The organism is Thermomonas sp. (assembly GCF_035369645.1).
Lineage (GTDB): Bacteria > Pseudomonadota > Gammaproteobacteria > Xanthomonadales > Xanthomonadaceae > Thermomonas.
Map to the genome: position 1 here is coordinate 1 of NZ_DAOOUM010000020.1, position 21,775 is coordinate 21,775.

19 protein-coding genes are annotated in these 21,775 nt (G+C 60.6%); 5 read left to right on the forward strand and 14 right to left on the reverse strand.

Annotated features, from left to right (window positions below; all coding sequences use genetic code 11):
* The 3 genes from nuoL to nuoN form a co-directional block, all read left to right on the forward strand.
* Positions 1-1,763: NADH-quinone oxidoreductase subunit L (nuoL, locus tag PK789_RS05475; RefSeq protein WP_324307576.1), on the forward strand; the 1,763-nt coding region annotated here is incomplete at its 5' end.
* Positions 1,764-1,796: 33 nt separating this feature from the next.
* Positions 1,797-3,308, forward strand: coding sequence for an NADH-quinone oxidoreductase subunit M (locus PK789_RS05480; protein ID WP_324307578.1), 1,512 nt, complete (start codon positions 1,797-1,799; stop codon positions 3,306-3,308).
* Positions 3,309-3,312: 4 nt separating this feature from the next.
* Complete coding sequence (gene nuoN / locus PK789_RS05485) at positions 3,313-4,779, forward strand: NADH-quinone oxidoreductase subunit NuoN (protein WP_324307580.1); 1,467 nt, start codon at positions 3,313-3,315, stop codon at positions 4,777-4,779.
* A gap of 78 nt (positions 4,780-4,857) precedes the next feature.
* On the opposite strand, the gene PK789_RS05490 is transcribed toward nuoN, so the two are convergent.
* The 8 genes from PK789_RS05490 to PK789_RS05525 form a co-directional block, all read right to left on the reverse strand.
* Positions 4,858-6,294: a M48 family metalloprotease gene (locus PK789_RS05490; protein ID WP_324307581.1), complete on the reverse strand. Its 1,437-nt coding sequence runs from the start codon at positions 6,292-6,294 to the stop codon at positions 4,858-4,860.
* The gene (locus PK789_RS05495; RefSeq protein WP_324307582.1) at positions 6,291-8,159 is read right to left on the reverse strand and encodes a CHASE2 domain-containing protein; all 1,869 of its coding nucleotides are present in this window, start codon (positions 8,157-8,159) and stop codon (positions 6,291-6,293) included. The genes PK789_RS05490 and PK789_RS05495 overlap by 4 nt, the downstream gene beginning before the upstream one ends.
* Before the next feature lie 153 nt (positions 8,160-8,312).
* Entirely contained in the window at positions 8,313-9,548 is a 1,236-nt protein-coding gene (locus tag PK789_RS05500; RefSeq protein ID WP_324307584.1) for a cysteine desulfurase, read from the reverse strand.
* A 2-nt stretch (positions 9,549-9,550) separates the two neighbouring features.
* Positions 9,551-10,819 carry a Fe-S cluster assembly protein SufD gene (gene sufD / locus PK789_RS05505; RefSeq protein ID WP_324307585.1) on the reverse strand — a complete coding sequence of 423 codons (1,269 nt, stop codon included), beginning with the start codon at positions 10,817-10,819 and terminating at the stop codon, positions 9,551-9,553.
* Between the two features lie 153 nt (positions 10,820-10,972).
* Entirely contained in the window at positions 10,973-11,737 is a 765-nt protein-coding gene (gene sufC / locus PK789_RS05510; protein ID WP_324307586.1) for a Fe-S cluster assembly ATPase SufC, read from the reverse strand.
* A gap of 54 nt (positions 11,738-11,791) precedes the next feature.
* Entirely contained in the window at positions 11,792-13,252 is a 1,461-nt protein-coding gene (sufB, locus tag PK789_RS05515) for a Fe-S cluster assembly protein SufB (protein WP_503011906.1), read from the reverse strand.
* Positions 13,253-13,258: 6 nt separating this feature from the next.
* Positions 13,259-13,708 (reverse strand): SUF system Fe-S cluster assembly regulator, encoded by a 450-nt coding sequence (locus PK789_RS05520; protein ID WP_324307589.1) that lies wholly within the window; start codon positions 13,706-13,708, stop codon positions 13,259-13,261.
* 63 nt (positions 13,709-13,771) lie between these two features.
* Entirely contained in the window at positions 13,772-14,692 is a 921-nt protein-coding gene (locus PK789_RS05525; protein WP_324307591.1) for an alpha/beta hydrolase, read from the reverse strand.
* A gap of 124 nt (positions 14,693-14,816) precedes the next feature.
* Here PK789_RS05525 and PK789_RS05530 point away from each other — a divergent pair, with 124 nt between their 5' ends.
* Positions 14,817-15,281, forward strand: a complete 465-nt coding sequence (locus tag PK789_RS05530; RefSeq protein ID WP_324307593.1) for an SET domain-containing protein — start codon at positions 14,817-14,819, stop codon at positions 15,279-15,281.
* An 8-nt stretch (positions 15,282-15,289) separates the two neighbouring features.
* Here the strand turns inward: PK789_RS05530 and PK789_RS05535 are convergent, their stop codons facing one another.
* From PK789_RS05535 to fusA, 4 genes are all read right to left on the reverse strand, one after another.
* A complete protein-coding gene (locus tag PK789_RS05535; protein WP_324307595.1) occupies positions 15,290-15,829 on the reverse strand; it encodes a hypothetical protein in 540 nt (179 codons plus the stop codon).
* A 203-nt stretch (positions 15,830-16,032) separates the two neighbouring features.
* Complete coding sequence (locus PK789_RS05540; protein WP_324307596.1) at positions 16,033-16,419, reverse strand: hypothetical protein; 387 nt, start codon at positions 16,417-16,419, stop codon at positions 16,033-16,035.
* A 2-nt stretch (positions 16,420-16,421) separates the two neighbouring features.
* Positions 16,422-16,973 (reverse strand): DUF1439 domain-containing protein, encoded by a 552-nt coding sequence (locus tag PK789_RS05545; RefSeq protein ID WP_324307598.1) that lies wholly within the window; start codon positions 16,971-16,973, stop codon positions 16,422-16,424.
* A gap of 84 nt (positions 16,974-17,057) precedes the next feature.
* The gene (gene fusA / locus PK789_RS05550) at positions 17,058-19,121 is read right to left on the reverse strand and encodes an elongation factor G (protein ID WP_324307600.1); all 2,064 of its coding nucleotides are present in this window, start codon (positions 19,119-19,121) and stop codon (positions 17,058-17,060) included.
* A gap of 278 nt (positions 19,122-19,399) precedes the next feature.
* Here fusA and PK789_RS05555 point away from each other — a divergent pair, with 278 nt between their 5' ends.
* A complete protein-coding gene (locus PK789_RS05555; RefSeq protein ID WP_324307601.1) occupies positions 19,400-20,128 on the forward strand; it encodes a glycine zipper 2TM domain-containing protein in 729 nt (242 codons plus the stop codon).
* Positions 20,129-20,198: 70 nt separating this feature from the next.
* Here the strand turns inward: PK789_RS05555 and PK789_RS05560 are convergent, their stop codons facing one another.
* Positions 20,199-20,801, reverse strand: a complete 603-nt coding sequence (locus tag PK789_RS05560) for a response regulator (protein WP_324307602.1) — start codon at positions 20,799-20,801, stop codon at positions 20,199-20,201.
* 81 nt (positions 20,802-20,882) lie between these two features.
* Positions 20,883-21,767 (reverse strand): hypothetical protein, encoded by an 885-nt coding sequence (locus PK789_RS05565; RefSeq protein ID WP_324307603.1) that lies wholly within the window; start codon positions 21,765-21,767, stop codon positions 20,883-20,885.
* Positions 21,768-21,775 lie beyond the last annotated feature (8 nt).

Below are 21,775 nucleotides of genomic sequence, written 5' to 3' on the forward strand. Positions count from 1 at the left end.
TCTACACCATCGGCTACATGGCCGAAGACGACGGCTACCAGCGCTTCTTCAGCTATATCTCGCTGTTCACCTTCAGCATGTTGATGCTGGTGATGAGCAACAACTTCATGCAGCTGTTCTTCGGCTGGGAAGCGGTGGGCCTGGTGTCGTACCTGCTGATTGGTTTCTGGTACAAGAAACCGACCGCCGTGTTTGCCAACCTGAAAGCCTTCTTGGTCAACCGCGTGGGCGACTTCGGCTTTTTGCTGGGGATTTCGGGCGTGCTGTACTGGATTGGCACGCTGGATTACGCCACCGCGTTCGCCAATGCCGGCGCGATCAAGAACATGACCGTGGACATCCTGCCGGGGCATACTTGGATGGTGCCCACCGTCATCTGCATCTGCCTGTTCATCGGCGCGATGGGCAAGTCGGCACAGGTGCCGCTGCATGTGTGGTTGCCCGATTCGATGGAAGGCCCAACCCCCATCTCGGCGCTGATCCACGCCGCCACCATGGTCACCGCCGGCATCTTTATGGTGGCGCGCATGTCGCCGCTGTTTGAGCTGTCGGAAACCGCGCTCAACTTCATCTTGTTCATCGGTGCCACCACCGCGTTCTGGACCGGCTTGATCGGCATGGTGCAAAACGACATCAAACGCGTGGTGGCGTATTCCACCTTGTCGCAGCTGGGTTATATGACGGTGGCGTTGGGCGTGTCGGCGTATTCGGCGGCGGTCTATCACCTGATGACCCACGCCTTCTTCAAGGCGCTGCTGTTCCTGGGCGCAGGCTCGGTGATCATCGGCATGCATCACGAGCAGGACATGCGCAAGATGGGCGGTCTGCGCAAATACATGCCGATCACCCATATCACGATGTGGATCGGCACCTTGGCCTTGGTGGGTACACCGTTCTTCAGCGGTTTCTATTCGAAGGACACCATCATCGAAGCCGCCGCGCACCACGCCGCCGAAAATGCGGGCAGTTTCATCGCCCAATACGCCAACTGGGCAGTGTTGCTGGGTGCGTTCGTCACCAGTTTCTACAGCTTCCGTCTGCTGTATCTGACCTTCTTTGGTGAAGAACGCTTCCGTGACAACCATGCGCACGACGCGCATGGCGGCCATCACGACGCACATCATGATGACCAGCATGCGCATGGCCATCACGGCGTGCATGTGCCGCACGAATCACCGTGGGTGGTCACCGTGCCGCTGGTATTGCTGGCGATCCCCTCCATTCTGGTGGGCTTCTTCACTGTTGGCCCAATGCTGTTTGGTACCGACATGCTGGGCCATGCCAAGCAGTTGCCGTTCTTCCTCGGTGCGATTGAAGTGCTGCAAGAAAACGACGTGATCGCGGCACTGGCGCACGAGTTCCACGGCCCGGTGGCGTTTGCTCTGCATGGCTTCATGGCCCCGGCGTTCATGCTGGCGCTGATGGGCTTCTTCTTGGCCACCTTGCTGTACATGGTCAAGCCGGAATGGCGGGTGGCCATCACCCGTAATCTGGCATTGCCAATCCGGGTGCTGGAGCGCAAATACTGGATGGACGACCTGTGGATTGGCGGGTTTGCCGGTGGCAGCCTGAAGATCGGCAAGGCCTCCAGCGCAATCGATAGTGGTGTGATCGACGGTGCCGTGAACGGCAGCGTCAGCCTTATCGGTATGGTGGCAGCGATGGCTCGCAAGGTGCAGACCGGCTACCTCTACCACTATGCCTTCGCAATGATTCTAGGTTTGGTCGCGCTGTTGGCGATGGCCAAGTACTACTGGCTGTAAGCCGGTATCGATGACTGGATGGAAACCGCAAGCGTGACCCACTGGCCCCTGCTTAGTTTGTTGATTTGGCTGCCGATCCTCGGCGGCGTGTTCACCCTGATGGCCGGCAACACCCGGCCACAACTGGCGCGTTGGATCGCGCTGGGGTTTGCCTTGCTGACCTTCGTGGTGAGCTTGCCGCTGCTGACCGACTTCCAGATGGGGAGCGCGGCGATGCAGTTTGTCGAGCAGCGCGCATGGATTCCAGCGTATGACATCCAATATCACTTGGGTGTGGATGGCCTGTCGGTGCCGCTGATCGTGCTGACCACCTTGGTGGGTGCATTGGTGCTGGTGGGCGCATGGGGTTCGGTGAGCAAGCGTGTGGCGCAGTACTACGCCAGCCTGATGATTCTGGAAGGCGCGATGATCGGCGTGTTCTGCGCGCTGGACTCGATGCTGTTCTACGTATTCTTCGAAGCCATGCTGATCCCGATGTTCATCGTGATCGGCGTGTGGGGTGGCCCGCGACGCATTTATGCGTCGATGAAGTTCTTCCTGTACACCTTCATCGGTTCGGTGTTCATGCTGATTGGCCTGATCTACCTGTACCTGAAGGGCGGTAGCTGGCAGATCGCCGACATGGCCGCGCTGCCGCTCAGCATGACCGAGCAAACCTGGTTGTTCTGGGGCTTCTTCGCCGCGTTCGCGATCAAGGTGCCGATGTTCCCGGTGCACACCTGGTTGCCGGATGCGCACGTGGAAGCGCCCACCGGTGGTTCGGTGGTGCTGGCCGCGATCATGCTGAAAATTGGCGGCTACGGTTTCCTGCGCTTCACCCTGCCGATCGTGCCCGACGCCGGCCACGAATTTGCATGGTTGATGATCGCATTCAGCCTGATCGCCATTGTCTATGTGGGCATGGTGGCGCTGGTGCAGGCCGACATGAAGAAGCTGATCGCGTATTCGTCGGTCGCGCATATGGGCTTTGTGATCTTGGGCACCTTCATCGCGTTTGCGCTGGTGCGTGACCAAAATCTTGGCGATGCCGCGCGTCTGGGCTTGCAAGGCGCGATGGTGCAGATGATTTCGCACGGCTTCATTTCCGGCGCGATGTTCTCCTGCGTGGGCGTGCTGTACGACCGCATGCACACCCGCATGATCAAAGATTACGGCGGGGTGGCCAAGGTGATGCCATGGTTCGCGCTGTTCTGGGTGTTCTTCGCCATGGCCAACTGCGGCCTGCCGGGCACCAGTGGCTTCGTCGGCGAATTCTTGGTGGTGCTGGCCAGCTTCCAGCAGAACCCGCTGATTGGTTTGGGTGCGGCGTTGACCTTGATCATCAGCGCGGCGTACTCGCTGTGGCTGACCAAGCGGATCATCTGGGGCGAGGTGGGCAATGCTCATGTCGCCGAAATGCAGGACATCAACGCGCGCGAATGGATCGTGTTGGGCGTGTTTGCCGTGTTCACCTTGGCGCTGGGCGTGTACCCCAAACCCTTGACCGACCTGATGGAACCGTCCATCGCGCAACTGGCGGGTCAGCTCGCCGCGACCAAACTCTAAGGACATGACGACGATGCAGGCTACTCTCGCCATGCCGGCTACCACCGAATTGCTGCCATTGATTCCCGAACTGGCACTGGTGGCTGCCGCGTTCGCATTGCTGATGCTGGATCTGTTTTTGAAAGACAGCCAGCGCGTGTTGACCCATGTGTTGTCTGTGCTGGCGCTGTTGCTGGTGGCCGGCTTGATTGCGTGCGGTGTGGGTGTGGGCGATGACACCAGCGTGCTCAACAATATGTTTGTGCGCGACACCATGGCCGATGTGTTGAAGGTCGGCACCTGCCTGATTTCCGCACTGGCGCTGCTGTTTGTATGGCCCTATCTGCGTGATCGCGGCCTGTACAAGGGTGAAGTGTCGGTGCTGGTGTTGTTTGCGGTACTCGGCATGATGCTGTTGATCTCGGCGGGCAGCCTGATCATGGTGTATCTGGGCTTGGAGCTGCTGGCGTTGAGCTCGTATGCACTGGTGGCCGTGGATCGTGACAGCAAGCTGGCCTCGGAAGCGGCGATGAAGTACTTCGTGCTGGGCGCACTGGCCTCGGGCTTGCTGCTGTACGGCATGTCGTTGGTGTACGGTGCCACCGGCAGTTTGGACTTGGCCACCATTCGCGAGGCCGCTCCCGGCGTGGCGCAGCCCATGCTGCTGCTGACTGGCGTGGTGTTCATGATCGCCGGTATCGCCTTCAAGTTTGGCGCCGCGCCGTTCCATATGTGGCTGCCTGACGTTTATCACGGCGCACCCACGCCGATCACCTTGTTCATTGGCTCCGCGCCCAAATTGGCGGCGTTTGCCATGGTGGTGCGCCTGCTGGGCTTTGGTGCTTCGCCGTTGGCCGCGCAGTGGCAGCCGATGCTGGCGGTATTGGCGGCACTGTCGCTGGTGCTGGGCAACGTGATCGCGCTGATGCAGACCAACCTCAAGCGCATGCTGGCGTATTCCACCATCTCCCACGTGGGCTTTTTGTTCCTCGGCTTGGCTGGCGGTAGCGCCGAAGGCTATGCCGCGTCGATGTTCTACGCCCTCAGCTACGCGCTGATGGCCACCGCCGCATTCGGTGTGATCGTGCTGTTGTCGCGCCGTGGGTTTGAAGCCGACAACATCGAGGACTTCAAGGGTCTGAACGCCCGCGACCCGTGGAGTGCTGGCATGGTGCTATGCGTGATGGCCTCGCTGGCCGGCATCCCGCCGTTCTTGGGCTTCTGGGCCAAGCTGGCGGTGCTGCGCGCGGCGATCAACGGCGGCATGCTGTGGCTGGCGATTGTTGGTGTGGTGTTCGCGGTGATCGGCGCGTTCTACTACCTGCGCGTGATCAAGGTGATGTATTTCGATGAACCCGTCGGTGAGCCGGTGCTGCCGCGTGACGACCGCCTGCTGCGTCTGGTCTTTGGCGTCAACGCACTTGGCCTGCTGGTGCTTGGCATGTTCTGGAACCCACTGATGGCGTGGTGTCAGGCTGCGTTTGTGAGCTAAGCCCAACCTTGCGTACCTAGCCGCTAGAAGATAGCCGCTAGAAGGTAGCGGCTAGAACGTGGTGGTTAGACGCGATGATCACCGGTCCAGATAGGCCTTCAATTCGCCGTTGTCCTGTTGCTCAACGGCATCCATGCGTTTATCGAGTGCGGGATGGGTTTTGTAGAGTGTCGCCATCTTGGGCGATGCGGTACCCAATGCCGCCATTTTTTGCAGCACCGCAAGGAAGGCCATTGGGTTGGCACCGGCGCGAGCTGCATAAATCCCCGCAGCATGGTCGGCACGGAATTCTGCGCTGCGATCCAAGCCGGTGAGCATAATTGCTGCGCCGTGCTTTTCGATGTAGTCACGCGCAAGACTGCCACCCAGCCCACCCCCGGTACGGATCTGACTGGAAGCAATGCTGCCGGCCGCAGCTAGTTTTTCCTGCTTGCGAATCACCTCGTAATGGTCACGTTGCACCACATGGCCAATTTCGTGGCCCAGTACGCCGGCCAGCTCGGCATCGCTGTCCAGTAATTGATACAGCCCACGGGTGATCAAGACGTAGCCGCCGGGTGCGGCAAATGCATTGATTTCATTGTCATCCATTACCCCGAATGTCCACGGCAGGTTCGGTCGGCTGGTACGCGAGGCGACCCAGCGGCCCACCAAATTGACGCGCTTCTGCATGGCGGGGTCTTTGACCAAAGCCGCCGCACCCAGCAGACGCCCAGTCAGCAGTGGGCCTAGATCCAGTTCTTCTTGATCCACTTCTTGTTCTGATTTACCAATGAGCTTTTCACCCGGCGCTGCGGTACGGGCTAGGCCGGGTTTGACGATGCCCAGCAGGTTGCGCGCGACATTGAAGGTTTCGCGCTTTTCTGCTTGTGATGCCGCGTTACTGGACGCATCCGATTTTGCCCTGCCAAAAAATCCTTTCTTTTTGGGTTTGCTGCTTTCTGGTTGGTATTCCTCGCTGTAGGCGACCTCGGTGATTTGCCACCCGTTCTTGCTGGCGGCCTGTTCGGCAGCTTCCGGGGTGGCGCGGTAGCTTTCCAGCAGTTGTAGTTGCGCCTGATTGAACGATGCCGCTTTGAGCGTACTTTCGTCCAGGCCTCGCACACTGGCGGTTTCGGTGACCCGGCCCTTGCCGGCGGCACCCGTAAAGAGCGCTTTACCCACGCTCTCGGTACTTTGATTGGTGGCGATCATCCGCACTTCGTTGACCCGCACATAGCCGCTCTTGCCATCGGCGGTGCTGAGCAAAAACCACAAGCCCTCCTGCCCGGTGACCTTGACCTGGGTGTTTTGCGTCAGGCTGGTGACCACCGCAGCGTTGAAATCCGGCTTGCTGTGCAGCTGCACGGTGGGCTTTGTGATCGTGGCTGGGGAAACTACCATCGCCGCTTTGGCCGGCGCTGCGGACTTGGTGGTTTTACTAGACTTGCCGGGATTTGGTTTGCCCGCGATCAATACGCCGCTGGCAAGTAAGCTAAGGATGACGATCGCGTAGCGAATGGTGCCCTTGGTCATGGAAGATCCTGCTCGTGGGTCTCGTCGATAAACAGTGTGTGTGACGGGTTCAGGGTTTCGCAATTGTCTGCGGATAAGGGATATTCGTCGGTGGCATTCAAGTCTTGGCCGAGGAGTTCACGCAGGCGCATGCGTTCGCCACGGTTGCTGCCATCGTGATGATCATCAATTTCAGCAACGGAAATACACAGCATCACCCGGCCATGTTCATCCAGTGGATGCTCACCTTGGTTCAACGAGTGGTACAGCAAATCCAAGTCGGCTTTTACTTGCGCCATCACGCTGGCGCGATCGGTGCCGGCCCAGATCAGCACCATCAAGTCATCTAGGATTTCGTGCAGCCAGCTTTTGCGTTCCACGATGCCCTCGATCATCACCGCGTCGCTGCCGGCATACAGCTGGCGCCGCAGCAGCCGGCGGTATTCACGCTTGCCGCGTACCGCTTCAAATGGGGTCAGGTCACCAAATTTGACGTAGCGCAGCCGCACCATTGCTAACCATGGGTGTTTTTCGGGATCGTATTCCTGCCGAAAATCGTTGTTGCCGATGGCGCGGCCGCGCTGAATGGCGGCGTACATTCGGCATATTCCAAAGCACAAACTGACAAAGCCAATACTGGCAAAAATATCGATGAAGACGCCAAAAAAAGTTAGGCCGATGACGGCGCCGGTCAGCAGCAGACCGTTGACCGCCACGAACACGCCATCCACATCCTCATGCGGTTCGCCGCGCCAGAAAGCATACGTGGTCAACGCCAGCAACAGTGCGGCCAACAGGTATTTGAAGATGCTCGGTGGCATCCACACCGCGCCATCGTGCAGCAGGGCGTCGGTGGCCTCGGCCCAGACTTCCACCCCGGGCATCGCCGCGTTCACCGGCGTGGGTTTGGTATCGCTGATGCCGGCGGCGGTGTAGCCCACCAGCACCACGCTGCCGCGTAAATCGGGCAGTTTGCTGCCAGCAGGCTCGCACACGGGTTTGCCGGCCAGTACATCGGCGGCACTGACATACGGAATCCGGCTGTGGCGACGCCAGTTCACGCGGACGTGGTCGGGGAGCGCCGCCGCAGGCTGTTGGGTGACCTGCGCGATCAAGCGGGCGGGTAGGGTGGGCAGCGCCCAGTCGTCCACTACGTCGCGCAATGGCACGTCGCGCAGGACGCCATCTTGGCCGCGGCTGACATTGGTGATGGCCGAATGCTGTGCCATGGCTGCGCCAAACGGCAAAAACACCGCGACCGGGGGGCCGGGGGGGCGGGTGTCAGGATCCAAGGCGAATGCGCCCGGGATCTGGGCCACGTGCAAGGGAGCGTTGGCATCGAAATCCGCCGCTTGGCGCGATGCCGCAAACACGAATCGTCCATTGCCGCCGGCCGCCACTGCATCCAGCATGGCATCCCCATTCGGGTCGTCCTTGTGCGGGTCGAGGAACATCACATCGATCCCCACTGCGCGCACGCCGGCACGATCCAGCGTGTCCAGCAAATCGGCATGCACGGTGCGCGGCCACGGCCAGCCACCGATGCCCTGTGCGCGCGTCCACTCCAGCGAGCAGTCGTCGATCTCCACGATCACGGTTTTGCCGGAAGCGCGCGGCTCAACGGGACGCCATTGCACGATGGTGTCGAACACGCTGTCTTCGGCCGAATCCAAACTGCGGTCGTGGCTCCAGTCCCAGCCCAGCCAACCCAGCGCGATGCAGGCCAGCAAAGGGTAGAACGCAAACTTCAGACGCAAGGCCACCCACGTCAATGGCCGTCGATAGCCGCGCTCGACTTTGGCCCATTGGTCCATGAACCACACCGCAAGCGTGGCCATGAACGCGTCCAGATGGGTTTGTGCTGCGCGCAGTCGCTTGCGTCCCATTGCCCCGTTGTCCCCTGTTGCCTATCCGAATTTACCAGTGCGTACTGGCAAACATTCGGGTGGCCTATGCGGATAGCGGCCCGAATAGCGGACATCTTGCATGGTTCTGCGGGGTTCGGCCACGTGCGTGATGTGGCCGGGTGGCGGGTACGACTAGACCAGCAGCTTGCGCACCTTGTGCAGGGCCGCGACGAAGGCGTCGATCTCGGCATGCGTGTTGTAAAACGCCAGCGAGGCGCGGCAGGTGGTGCCTACCCCCAGCCATTGCAGCAGCGGGTGTGCGCAGTGCTGGCCACTGCGCACGGCGATGCCTTCCAGGTCTAACAAGGTGGCCAGATCATGCGAATGCACACCGTCGATGGCAAAGCTGACCACTGCCGCTTTGCGCGGGGCGCGGCCATAAATATGCAGGCCGTCGATGCTGTGCAGTGCGTCGGTCAAGTGCGCCAACAGGGCTTGTTCACGGGCTTCGATGTGGGCCATCCCCAGCGAAGATAGATAATCCACCGCTGCGCCTAGGCCAACAAAACCGGCGATATTGGGTGTGCCGGCTTCAAATTTATGCGGGCCTTCGTTGAACACGGTGCCCTCAAAGCGCACTTCTTTGATCATCTCGCCACCGCCCAAGAACGGCGGCATCGCTTGGATGTGTTCGCGCTTGGCCCACAGCACGCCGGTGCCGGTGGGGCCGCTCATTTTGTGGCCGGTCACCGCGTAGAAATCGCAGCCGATCGCAGCGATATCCACCGGCATATGCGGTGCTGCTTGCGAGCCGTCGATGACGGTGACGATGCCGCGTTTGCGCGCTTCTTTGCAGATGTAGGTAACCGGGTTGACGGTGCCCAGCACATTGCTGACGTGGGTCAGCGCCAGCAGTTTTACATCGGCCGTCATCTGCGCATACAGCGCGTTCAAGTCCAGTGCGCCGTCGGGCAATAGCTCGGCCACTTTGATGGTGGCCCCGGTGCGCTGGGCGACCAGCTGCCACGGCACGATATTGGCGTGGTGCTCCATGCGGCTGATCAAGATGACATCGCCCGGTTGGAGCCGTGGCAATGCCCACGAATACGCCACCAGATTGATCGCAAACGTGGTGCCACTGCACAGGATCAGCTCATCACTGCGCACATTGAAAAATCGCGCCAGCTTGCTGCGTGCGCCTTCATAGGCATCGGTGGCTTCGCTGCCCAAGGCATGCACCGCGCGGCTGACATTGGCGTTGTGGCGACGATAAAAATCGTTGGTGGCGTCGATCACGCATTCGGGTTTTTGCCCGGTATTGGCGCTATCGAAATACACCAGCGGCTTGCCATGTACCTGCCGGGTCAGCAGCGGAAAATCGGCGCGCACCTGCGCCCAGTCGATGCCGGTATCGATAGCAGTGTCCATGTTCATGCACCCACGCGCCCCAATGCCGCATCCAATACCGTTTCCAGCTGCCCGCGCAGGGTTGCATCGCCGATTGCCGCCACCACTTCGCGGCAGAATGCGCCGGTCAACAGCCGCCGTGCATCGGCTTCAGGCAGGCCACGTGAGCGCAGGTAAAACAGCGCGATTGGGTCCAATTGGCCCACCGTTGCGCCGTGCGTGGCTTGCACTTCATCAGCATGGATCACAAGCACCGGCTGGGTATCGATTTCAGCATCGGCAGAGAGCAGCAGATTTTTGTTGGATAGATTGGCAGCGCTGCCATCGGCACCGGCATGGATGGTGATACCACCGTGGAACACTGCCTTGCCGCGCTGTGCGGCCAGGCCCCGCCATGTCAGCGCGCATGCGGTGTCGCGGGCCAGATGTTCGATCCCCAAGCGGGTCTCCACATGCCGGCGGCCATCGGCCAACAACACGCCATCAGCGTGTAGAGCGGCACCATCACCTTGCAGGCGCACGTTCAATTCATTGCGGGCTAGTGCTGCGCCCAGCTCCAAATCCACTCGGCGATAGTGGGCCTTGTCTGCCAGCACCGCGTCGGTGCGTGCAAACACATGCGCGCGTGGGGCGGCATCTTGCACCCGCGCGTGGGTTAGTTGCGCAGCGTCGGCCAACTGCGCGTGCAGCCACACATTGCCAAGATGCGCGTGCTCGCCGGCAGCCAGTTCATGTTCGACCAAGCACAGGCGTGCACCCGCAGCCAGTGCAACGACATGGCGCAGATGCCACGCGGCATCGCCGTCTTGGGCAACCCCCACGTTGACCAGATGCAGGGGTGCCTGCGCCTGCACGCCGGCCTCTACCTGCACTAGCGCACCTTCGCGGGCAAGCGCGGCGTTGAGTTGGGCGAACGGCGCATCGTGATGCGCAGGCGTGTCATCAAGACTGCCTGCGAGGAGGGCCTGCGCGCGGGTATCACCTGCGTGCAACAACTGTGACAACGGCTGCACGCGAACCCCGGCATCAAGCGCCGCAAGGTCGCTCAGCGTGGCCGCATATTGGCCGTTGATAAACACCATGCGTGGCGTGGGGATCGCGGCCAGTGCCGTGGCATCGATGGTCACCGGCTGGGCAGCGCCAAACGCACGCCGCTCCAACTGTCGCAGGGAGGTGTACTTCCAGCTTTCCGCACGCTGCGGCAGGCCGTCTTGCAACAGTGCGTCCAGCAACGCGCGCTGGCGGGCATCGCCGTCAAATTGTTTGGCAAGGGAGTCGAGTAGGGCGCTCATACGAAGCTCCGTGAAACGAACCCCTCTCCCGTCGGGAGAGGGGTGGGGGAGAGGGTTCGGGGCCTGCGCGGAAGGTTCTGTCCGCGAGCTACCCTCATCCGCCCTTCGGGCACCTTCTCCCGAGGGGAGAAGGAAAAGAAGGTGTCACTCATCTCAAGCCGCAGCCTCCGGCGTCAGCCGGTTTTTGATCCAGTCGTAGCCGTGCGCTTCCAGTTGCAAGGCGAGTTCCGGGCCACCGGTTTCCACGATGCGGCCATCGGCCAGCACATGCACCACGTCGGGCTTGATGTAGTCCAGCAGGCGTTGGTAATGGGTGATGACGATGAACGAACGCTCCGGCGCGCGCTGCGCGTTGACACCATCGGCCACGGCTTTGAGGGCGTCGATATCGAGGCCGGAATCGGTCTCGTCGAGGATGGCGAGTTTGGGTTCCAGCAGCGCCATCTGAAAAATTTCATTGCGCTTTTTTTCGCCGCCCGAAAATCCTTCATTTACACCACGGTGCAGCAACTCGTCTTTCAAATGCAGCACCGCAAGCTTTTCGCGTACGCGCTTCAAAAACTGCATCGAATCGAGTTCCGGCTCACCACGGGTCTTGCGTTGCGCGTTGTAGGCCGCGCGCAAAAAATAGGTGTTGTTGACACCAGGGATTTCCACCGGGTACTGGAAGGCCAAAAACACACCGGCAGCGGCACGTTCTTCGGGTTCAAGTTCCAGCAGCGGCTTGCCGAAAAACTCAACACTACCGGCGGTGACTTCATAGCCATCGCGGCCAGCCAGAATATTGCCCAGCGTGGATTTGCCAGCCCCGTTGGGGCCCATGATGGCGTGTACTTCGCCAGCGTTCACGTCGAGGCTCAGACCCTTGAGGATTTCCTTGCCGGCAACGGTGGCATGGAGGTTTTCAATTTTCAGCATGGTTGTTTCCAGTGTGTTCTTGTATGCAGATGTCCGAGTCGGCCTGTGGCGGCATCAGCCAACGGCCCCTTCCAAGGTGACGTCGAGTAGTTTTTTGGCTTCCACTGCAAACTCCATCGGCAATTCGCGGAAGACTTGTTTGCAGAAACCATCGACGATCATCGAGACCGCATCTTCTTCGCCAATCCCACGGCTGCGGCAGTAGAACAATTGGTCGTCGGAAATCTTGGATGTGGTGGCCTCGTGCTCGACGGTGGCGCTGGGGTTTTTGACTTCGATATACGGGAAGGTGTGCGCGCCGCATTGTTTGCCGATCAGCAGAGAGTCGCATTGGGTGTGGTTGCGTGCGCCTTCGGCACCCGCTGCCACTTTCACCAGCCCGCGATAGGTGTTTTGCCCGCGCCCGGCGCTGATGCCTTTGCTGACGATCTTGGACTTGGTGCGCTTGCCGATGTGGATCATCTTGGTGCCGGTATCGGCTTGCTGGCGATGGTGGGTCAGCGCGACTGAGTGGAACTCGCCCACGCTGTCATCGCCCACCAACACGCAGCTGGGATATTTCCAGGTGATCGCGCTGCCGGTTTCCACCTGCGTCCACGTCACCTTGCTGCGCGCGCCACGGCATTCGGCGCGCTTGGTGACGAAGTTGTAGATGCCACCCACGCCGTTTTCATCACCGGGGTACCAGTTTTGTACGGTGGAATATTTGATTTCACCATCGTCCAGCACCACCAGCTCCACCACCGCCGCGTGCAATTGGTTTTCATCGCGCATCGGTGCGGTGCAGCCTTCCAGATACGAGACGTGCGCGCCTTCTTCGCAGATGATTAAGGTGCGCTCAAACTGCCCGGTGTGGCCGGCATTGATGCGGAAATAGGTGGATAGCTCCATCGGGCAGCGCACACCCTTGGGGATGAACACGAAGCTGCCGTCGGAAAACACCGCCGAGTTGAGCGCGGCAAAGTAGTTGTCACCCACCGGTACCACGGTACCGAGGTATTTCTGCACCAAGTCTGGGTAGTTGACGATGGCATCGCTCATCGAAGTAAAAATCACCCCGACTGCGGCCAATTCTTTTTTGAAGGTGGTGCCTACGCTGACCGAATCGAACACCGCATCCACCGCCACCCCCGCCAGTTTGGCGCGCTCGTGCAGCGGCACGCCCAGCTTGTCGTAGGTGTCCAACAATTCTTTGGGCACCTCGTCCAGCGACTTGTACTTGGGGCCTTTGGGCGCGCTGTAATACGACAACGCTTGCAGGTCGATGGCCGCGATCTTGAGCTTGGCCCACGCGGGCTGATGCATAGTCAAAAAATGGCGATAGGCAGAGAGCCGCCATTGCAGCATCCATTCGGGCTCGTGCTTTTTGGCCGAGAGCGCGCGGATGATGTCTTCGTTCAGTCCCGGCGGCAGCGAATCGGTTTCGATGTCGGTGATAAAACCGGCTTCGTACTTGCGACCAAGCTGCTCGTGGATCTGGGCGTTTTGTTGTTCGGGGTGTAGTTCGGTCATCAGGGGTCCTTACGCATTCGCCAATTGCATGGCGATGCTCTTGCGCGCGGGGATGTGCGTGGGGTTTTGCAGCTGCGCCAGCGAAACGCCGCGCAGGGCATCGGCCACCACATCATTAATGCGCCGCCAGTTGGCGCGCATTCCGCAGGAATCTTCGAGACTGCATTGGCCTGCATGCAGGCTACATTCGGTCATGCCTAACGGGCCTTCCATTGCTTCCACGATTTCGATCAGGCTGATGGCAGCGGCTGGGCGCGCCAGCCGATAACCGCCATTGGCGCCGCGAAACCCCGCCACTAAACCGGCTGCGGCCAGCGGCTTGAGCACCTTGGCCACGGTGGGCGGCTCCAGGCCGGCGCGTTCGGCCAATTCCGGCGCACTCAAGACTGTTTCTGGCCGCGCGGCAAGCACGGTCAAGATGAGAGTGGCGTAGTCGGTGAGCTTGGTAACGCGCAGCATGGCGGCGGGGCTGAAAGCAATCTGTACCGAAATTGTACGTTTTGTGGCCGCTGCCGCCAAGTTTCAGTGGCTGACGTGCATCAAGCGTTGTGCAATCCAGTCGGCCACGGCACGGGTATAGGCCGTGGGCAGGCCCAGTTGGCTGTTGATTTCGCCGTGCGCCATGGCTTCGGGCAGGGTCTGCATGGGCACACCCAGTACACGTGCGTGCGCGGCAAATTTGTTCGCCTCATCACAAGGCGATGTGGGGAAGTGTCGCGTGCTGGAGCACACCAGCAACATCGGCAGCGCATCGCCTGCAAGTTGCTGCTGCGGTGATGCGGTGGCCCAGCCGGCGGCATCGTGGCCGAAGGCATCGAAATAGAACGAGGGCACGCGCGGCTGCCCCATCAGTGCCGGCACATCCAGCGCACCACTATCTAGCGACACGACCCCCAGCGGGCGGTATGCGCCGGCCTGTGACAGCCATTGCGGCTGACTGCCCAGCAAGGCCACCAGGTGCGCGCCGGCGGAGTGGCCCATCAAGATCAGTTGGCGCGGGTCTGCGCCCCACTGTGCAGCGTGGTGTTGCACCGAGGCCACCGCAGCGGCCACGTCGCGGGCTTGCTCCAGCGGGCCAGCCTCCGGCACCAAGCGGTTGTTGACCGACACAAACACGAAACCTTGGTTGAGCCAATACGCCGCTTTGTTGCCCACCACGCCAGGGCTGGCTTTGTCGCCACGCCGCCAACCCCCGCCATGCACCATCAGCAGAATCGGCGCGCCCGGTTTGGCCTGCGCTGGGCGATACACGTCATAGCGTTGTGCCGCAGTGGGGCCATAGCCAAGATCACGCAGCACCGTGGTGCCGGCGGGCAAGTCGGAGATCGTGGTCGTGGCGCGGCGCTGCTCCAGGCGTTCGCGCAAGCCTTGCTGGGCATGTCCTGGTGCGCTCGTGGTGGCCAGTAATAGGCAGACGAGCGAGGTTGTGATCAAGTCGCGCATGGGGACATCCATCGTTAGGTGTTGATGATCCAAACGCACCCACATTGGCCGGGTTGACAGTGGGGCGATGACGCATGCGTTTGCTTGCGCCAGAATGGCGAACCTCAAACCCGTTGTTGCCCCGATGCCCACAAAAATCGCCACCCGCAAATCTGCCATCCACGGGAATGGCGTGTTCGCCACCACGGCCATTGCAAAGGGCGAGCGTTTGATCGAATACAAGGGCCAGCGGCGCACGCATGACGCGGTGGATGCCGGCGACAGTGGCGACATCGAAAGTGGTCACACCTTCTTGTTCACCTTGAATGAAGATTGGGTGATCGACGCCAATATTGCCGGCAATGCCGCGCGCTGGATTAACCATAGCTGCGTGCCCAATTGCGAGGCGGTACTGGTGGAGGATGCCGATGCACCGGTGAAGTCGCGGGTGTTTATCGAAGCGGTTCGTGCCATCCAGCCCGGCGAAGAATTGACCTATGACTACGGAATTACCTTGGCCGAGCGGCACACCCCGCGCCTGAAAAAAATCTGGGCCTGCCGTTGTGGTGCCAAAACCTGCACCGGGACGATGCTCAAGCCCAAACGCTAGAGGCGTTTTTATTCGCTGTCGTGCGGCCAACTGATGCCCAGTTCGGCCACCACCATGTCCTTGCCAAGCGTGGGCCAGCGCGGATCATCACTGCGAAAACTGCCATCCCCGGTGGGTAGCGCATCGGCATTGACGCCACTGCGTGCAGCCAGCGTCACCCGATGGAACAGCGCGTCACCCACGCCATTGGCTAGCTTGCCGCCGTGCCAGTCCTGCACGCTGCCGCCGTAATCCCAGTTCAAGCCATAAAAACTGATCGGCGCACCATTGCGTTTGACCAACTCCGCCAAACTCATGCCCGGATGCAGGCCGTTGCGGTCGTGCCAGCGTGAATCGGGGTCACTGACGCGCAATTCCTGGATGGGGGCATCTTGATTGTTGGGTTGTTCGGGATCCAAGACCAGCCGCAGGCGCCGCTTGGCATCGTTGGGGAATACGGTCAGTGCGGGTACCTCGCCTTCGCCTTCGGCACCCGGCAAGGTGTCATCGCGCACATTGGCTTTGCCAAAGCGGGCATCCAGTTCGGCGCGAGTAGTGAGGGGGCTCAAGTTTCCGGGCAATTCCCACGTTTCGGCCGATGCCGCTGGCTGCTGCGCGGCTGTGACTGCGGCAGAAACGGGCGGGTTAGCAGGTGCAGCACTCGGCGCGGATGTGGTCGATGTTGGGGCCGGTGGCGCGCTGGGTGAGCAGGCGACAAGGGTGGTGCTGAGCAAGGTCATGCCCACACAAGTGACAAGCGGACGATGGGGTTTCATTTGCCACCCACCGATTCGGTGGCAGCGGCGGATTTGGGCGCTGCGTTCGTCGTGGATGCGCTGGGTTGGGCGGGCACAGCAGCAGGTGAGTTGCTGGCTGGCGTGGTGTCGCTGGCAGTGCCGGTATCCGGTTGTGCGCCGGCATCGGTAACAGCGGTGGAATCTTCCGCTGGCGTATTGGTATCGATGGGTGCAGGTTGCGGCGTGGCGACCCCCGGGTCCGGCATGCCGGTGACCGAGCCGCCCTGGGCCGCAGGTGCCGGTAAGCTGTCCTCGCCCGTGGCCTGTGTGCTGCCGGTGGTTTTCGGATTGTTGCAGGCGGTCAATAACGTACAGCCAAGCAGCAAGCTGCCCAATGAGGTAGCAATACGAAGTGCAAGCATGTTCAGTTCATCCGCAAGGTAATTTGGTCTTGGTCGATATCCACACGTTGGATGCGGCGACTGGCGATGCGGCCATAGGTGCTGTCATCCAGTCGATACACGGGCTCTTCGCGTGCATAGTCCAGTAGCCAGCTATTGAGCATCGCGCGCGCGGAGTCATTCATCATTCCACCTAAGGCCGGCACATCCACCGATACGATGTTGGGGTTGTCCAGGTGCAAACCATGCGTGCCGGCATCAAACCGCAGCCCACTTTCCAACGCGAAGTGGCCGGACGGGGTGCGGCTGGCGGCACCCGGGCCGCCGATGCCGATATCAAAGTCCAATCGCAAGCGGCCACCACTCGGCAGACTTAAGCGCGGGTTGAGCAGGCTTAGATTGAGTAGCCCGCCCAATTTTTTGTAGTCGCGCGGAAATTTGCGATCCAGCTGCGCCTGCAATTGCGGTGCGCTGAAGTGGATGTCGCGGCCCAGCAACAGATCGGTGCCAAGGCTTGAACAGGCGCACAGCAGGCAGCTAAAGGCAAGCAGCAGGACAAGAGCAAACCGGCGCATGGGCATGAGCAGCAAAGTGGAAAGTGCGCACCATAGCGCGCGGCGGTGACTCTGTGTCAAACCGCCGCGCGCGGGTAACCCACGTCAGTCATCTTCCGGGTGCGGCTTGAACGCATCAGCCAACTTCTTTTGTATTGCCATTGGCACCGGTTCGTAGTGGCTGAAATCTAGCGCATAGCGCCCTCGACCAGCGGTGGCCGACTTCAACTCGGCGGCATAACCTTCCAGTTCCGAGAGCGGCACCTGCGCGCGCACCACGATCTCGCCACCACGATGGGCGTCGGTGCCGCTGATGCGTGCGCGCTTGGACGCCAGCCCGCCGCTGATATCGCCCATGTAGTGTTCTGGCGCGCTGACTTCCAGCGCCACGATGGGCTCGAGTATCTGCGGCTGGGCATTGGCAATGGCGGCAAGAAACGCGCGCTTGCCGGCTGCAACAAACGCCACCTCTTTGGAATCCACCGCATGATGCTTGCCGTCATACACGGTCACGCGCAGGTCTTGCATCGGGTAGCCGGCCAGTGCGCCGCCGCCCAACACCTGGCGCACACCTTTTTCCACCGCTGGCAAAAATTGCCCAGGGATAGTGCCGCCTTTGACCGCATCGACAAACTCAAATCCACTGCCACGCGGTAAGGGTTCTATGCGCAAAAACACTTCGCCAAATTGCCCGGCCCCGCCGGTTTGTTTTTTGTGTCGATGATGGCCTTCTGCCGGCACGCTGATAGTTTCGCGATAGGCAATGCGCGGCGGATGCGATGTGACTTCCACCGCAAAACGCTCTTTCAGGCGTTGCAGCATGACGCGCAGATGCAGATCAGACAGGCCACGGATCACGGTCTCGTTGGTTTCGGCAGTGTGCTCTACCGCAAACGACGGGTCTTCCTCGGCCAGTTTGTGCAAGGCGGTGGCCAGTTTTTGTTCTTGGCCTTTGCTGGCAGGTTGTACCGCCAAGCCGAACATCGGTTTCGGGAATGCCATCGGTGCCAAATGAATGTGATCTTCATCGTGCGAGTCATGCAGCACCGCATCGAAATGCAAGTCGTCGATCTTGGCCACAGCGGCGATGTCGCCGGGAATGGCGTGCTGGATTTCGATGTGCTCTTTGCCTTTGAGTTTGAACAGGTGGCCCACTTTGAACGGCTTTTTGCCATCATCCACAAACAACTGTGCGTCTTTTTTTACGGTGCCCTGATAGACCCGGAAGATGCCCAGTTTGCCCACAAATGGGTCGTTGACGATTTTGAACACATCGGCAATCACATGCGCGTTGGGGTCGGGGCGGGCGTCGATGGGCGTGGCATCGGTGCCGCTGCCTTTGATGAAGGCGGGCGGGTTGGCCTCGCCCGGATGCGGAAACAGCGTTTCGGCGATGCCGAGCAACTCTTTCACACCGCTACCACTGCGTGCGGAGACAAAGCACACCGGCACCAAATGGCCTTCGCGCAGGCATTGCTCAAACGCATCGTGCAACTCTGCGCCGGATAGGCCACCTTCGCCCAGGTCCAAATAGTGATCCATCACCGTTTCGTTGATTTCTACCACTTGGTCGATGATTTTTTGATGCCAGTCGGCCACCGCGCCCAGATCACTGTGCCCGCTGCTGCGGGTGTAGCAATCCACCACCCGGCTGCCGCCATCCACGGGCAGATTGAGCGGCAAGACTTCGGGACCAAATTCGGTGCGCAAATTCTCGACCAAAGTGGCGAGATCCTGGCCGGGGTGCTCGATTTTATTGATGACCAGCACCCGGCACAGGCCGCGTTCTTTGGCGTACTCCATCATTCGGCGGGTGCCGTGGGCGATGCCGGTGTCGGCGTCCACCACGACCGCCACAGTTTCAACGGCGGTCAGCGCGGCCAATGCCGGGCCTCGAAAGTCCGGGTAGCCGGGGGTGTCGATGATATTCAGATGGATTAATTGGCCAGACGTGGCGGTGTGATCGGTGCTGGCGATGGCGGCATCTAGCGAGTGGCCGCGTTCTTTTTCGATGGGATCAAAATCAGAAACGGTGTTGCCGCGATCCAGACTGCCTACCGTTTGTAGTGCGCCGCCGGCATGCAGTAGGGCTTCAAATAACGTGGTCTTGCCGGCGCCAGGGTGGCCTGCAAGGGCCACATTGCGGATTTGCTGTGTGCTGTAGGACATGAGCCCGTTCCTCCTCAAAAGTGTGTGGAGAGAGCGTCATGGCTGTCCGCGTCCCACGCCGACGCGTGGGCGTTCGGCGGGCGGTCATGGCAAGCCCACCTTAGCGCAGGTTGGGCGGTTGTGTGCGTGCAATGCAGCATGGGTAGTGTTTGCGGGCGCTTGCTGTCGCCGCGCTAAACGATTTTGCGCAGGCCGGCTCCATTCAGCTTCGCGTCAAGCGTACAGTTGCAGTGTTTGCATACGCCGGCCACCTGACTCCCGGCGACGGGGAAACCACCATGAAGCGCCTTACTACGAAACTGTTTGCCGGGTTGTTTGTATTGGGTATGGCCAGCGCCAGCGGTAGCGCACTGGCGCAATCGGGGTATGACGGTTACCAAAGCGGCGGCGATTACAGCAGTAGCGATAACGGCACGTATTACGACTACGCCCAGGTGGTGCGCGTCGATCCGGTCTTGGACAGCCAGTACTACAGCAGCACATCCTCCAGTGGCCGCCGTTGTTATGACCGCAGCACTGCGGGTTATTACGAAAACGATGGCAACTATCGCGGCAATGGTGCTTACGGCAACGGGTATGGCGGTAATGGTTATTACGGCACTGGTAGTGATAACAACTACAGTGGCCGTGGCCAAGGTAGCGAAGCGGGACGCAACGTAGCCACCATTGCCGGCGGAATTGTGGGTGCGGTGTTGGGCAGCAAGATTGGCGGCGGCAGTGGTACCTATGCGGCCACGGCGGTGGGGTCGATGCTGGGCGGCATGGCCGGGCGTGGAATTTACGAACAGAACCAGCGCAACCGCTATGTGCAGGGCGGCAATGTGCGGGTTTGCGAGCCGGAGCCGGTGCGTGATGGGTATTCCAGCAGTTATTCGGGCAACTATGGCAATGCCAGTGCCAGTGCTTACGATGTGACTTACGAATACAACGGCCGCCGCTATACCCGGCGCATGAGCTACAACCCGGGTGACCGCATCCGCGTGCGCGTGGATGTGTCACCGCAATAACCATTAGCAAGCGGTTGCATCACGAAAAAGGGGCCAAGCGGCCCCTTTTTCATTGGCATGTTGGTGTGATTCAGGGCGTTATGGCTGGCTTGGTAGCATCGGCACGCGCACCGTGGCGGCTGACGTGGCGCGGCACGCCGTTTTCATCCAGCACAGAACTAATGCGGCTGAACACTTCCGGGCGCGAGAATGGCTTTTTCATGAAGTCATCGGCACCGATGCGCTGCACGTAGAACTGTTCGGTGGCCTGTGCGTTGCCACTGATCATGATGATGGGCACGTTTTTGGTGGCCGGATCGCGGCGCAGGGTACGCAGGACATTGAATCCATCCACGCCGGGTAGCACGATGTCGAGAAAAATCAAACCCGGCACCTCGCGGCGCGCCACTTCGATACCGGTCTCGCCGTCATAGGCGACGAGGACGTCGTAGTGGTTCTGCTGCAACATGCGTTTGAGCAACGCCACAATGGTGGGGGAGTCGTCGATCACCAGGATCCGGGTGCCGGGTTTGGCATTGCGACGTTCGCCGTCACGCCGCTCGCGGCCCGTGTGTGGCTCGTTTACTTCCGCAGCAAGCGCCTCGGCGTCGGTGTTGCGTGGGCGAGCCGAGGGCGAGCCGATGTGTGGCGTCTCCGCCGGGCGCTTGCGTTTGAATAAATCGAAAATGGCCACGTCCTTGTTCCCCGTATGGACTGCTGCTGCATATTACAGTGAACGGCAGTCGGGTCGATAGGACAACGTGTCCCAAATAGGTCAGCGGCGGTTGTGAGCATCCTCGGCCAAGGCGCGGAACAGGAACAGCCGCGCCACTTTGCCCCATGCCAAAGCAGCGGCAATCGCGCAGCCCAGTAGCAGCCCCAGCGCAAAATTGAAGAAGTTGCCACCTTCCAAATGCTGGCGCAGCGCCAGCAACAACACCGCCGTCAGTAGACTGCACAGGGTCGGGATGAGATACGCGGCCAGTACTGCAACCGGGCGTTTGCACAGCAGCTGCATGCCGCGCCACCACGCCTTGATGGCTGAACGCAAGCGCGCATCGGCAGCCAGCCAACCACGACCGGCTTCCAGCCCAGCGTGCGCCAGTACCAATAATAGCGCCCCAATCCCGAAGACAACGTGATTGCCGGTGTCCAGGTCCGCGGCTAGGATGGCGTGTTCATGCAATTTGTCGTTGATGCCAAAGCCCACGGCCATTGCCGCGACCGCGACACCCAAAGGCAGCACCGACCACAGCAATAGCCGTAGCATCGGGCCGTATTCGCCCATGCTGCCGCGCAGCAGATCGCCAAACCCAAGAGCGCTGCGGCTACGCGCTGCAACCACGGTTGCCGCAGTCAACAGTGGCGAGATCAACACCAGCAAAAAACCGGCCGTGCGCACATTGGCACCCAGCACGTTCAAAGCGGTATCGGGGGTCATCAGGGCATCCAGCAGCAGGGTAGGGGCTTGGCCGCTGGCGATTTCGGTGGCATGCAGTGAATGATCCAGCTGCGCACTCAGCCAGCTCCACATCGGCAGGCTGGCAATCAAGGCGCATAGCAAAGTGAACAGCACCCATAGCAGTAGCAACCGCCATTGCAGGGCGGCGGCCAAGGCGCGGGGTAGGGCGGTACGGGTGCGCAGCGGGCGAGACGTCATGTTCATGG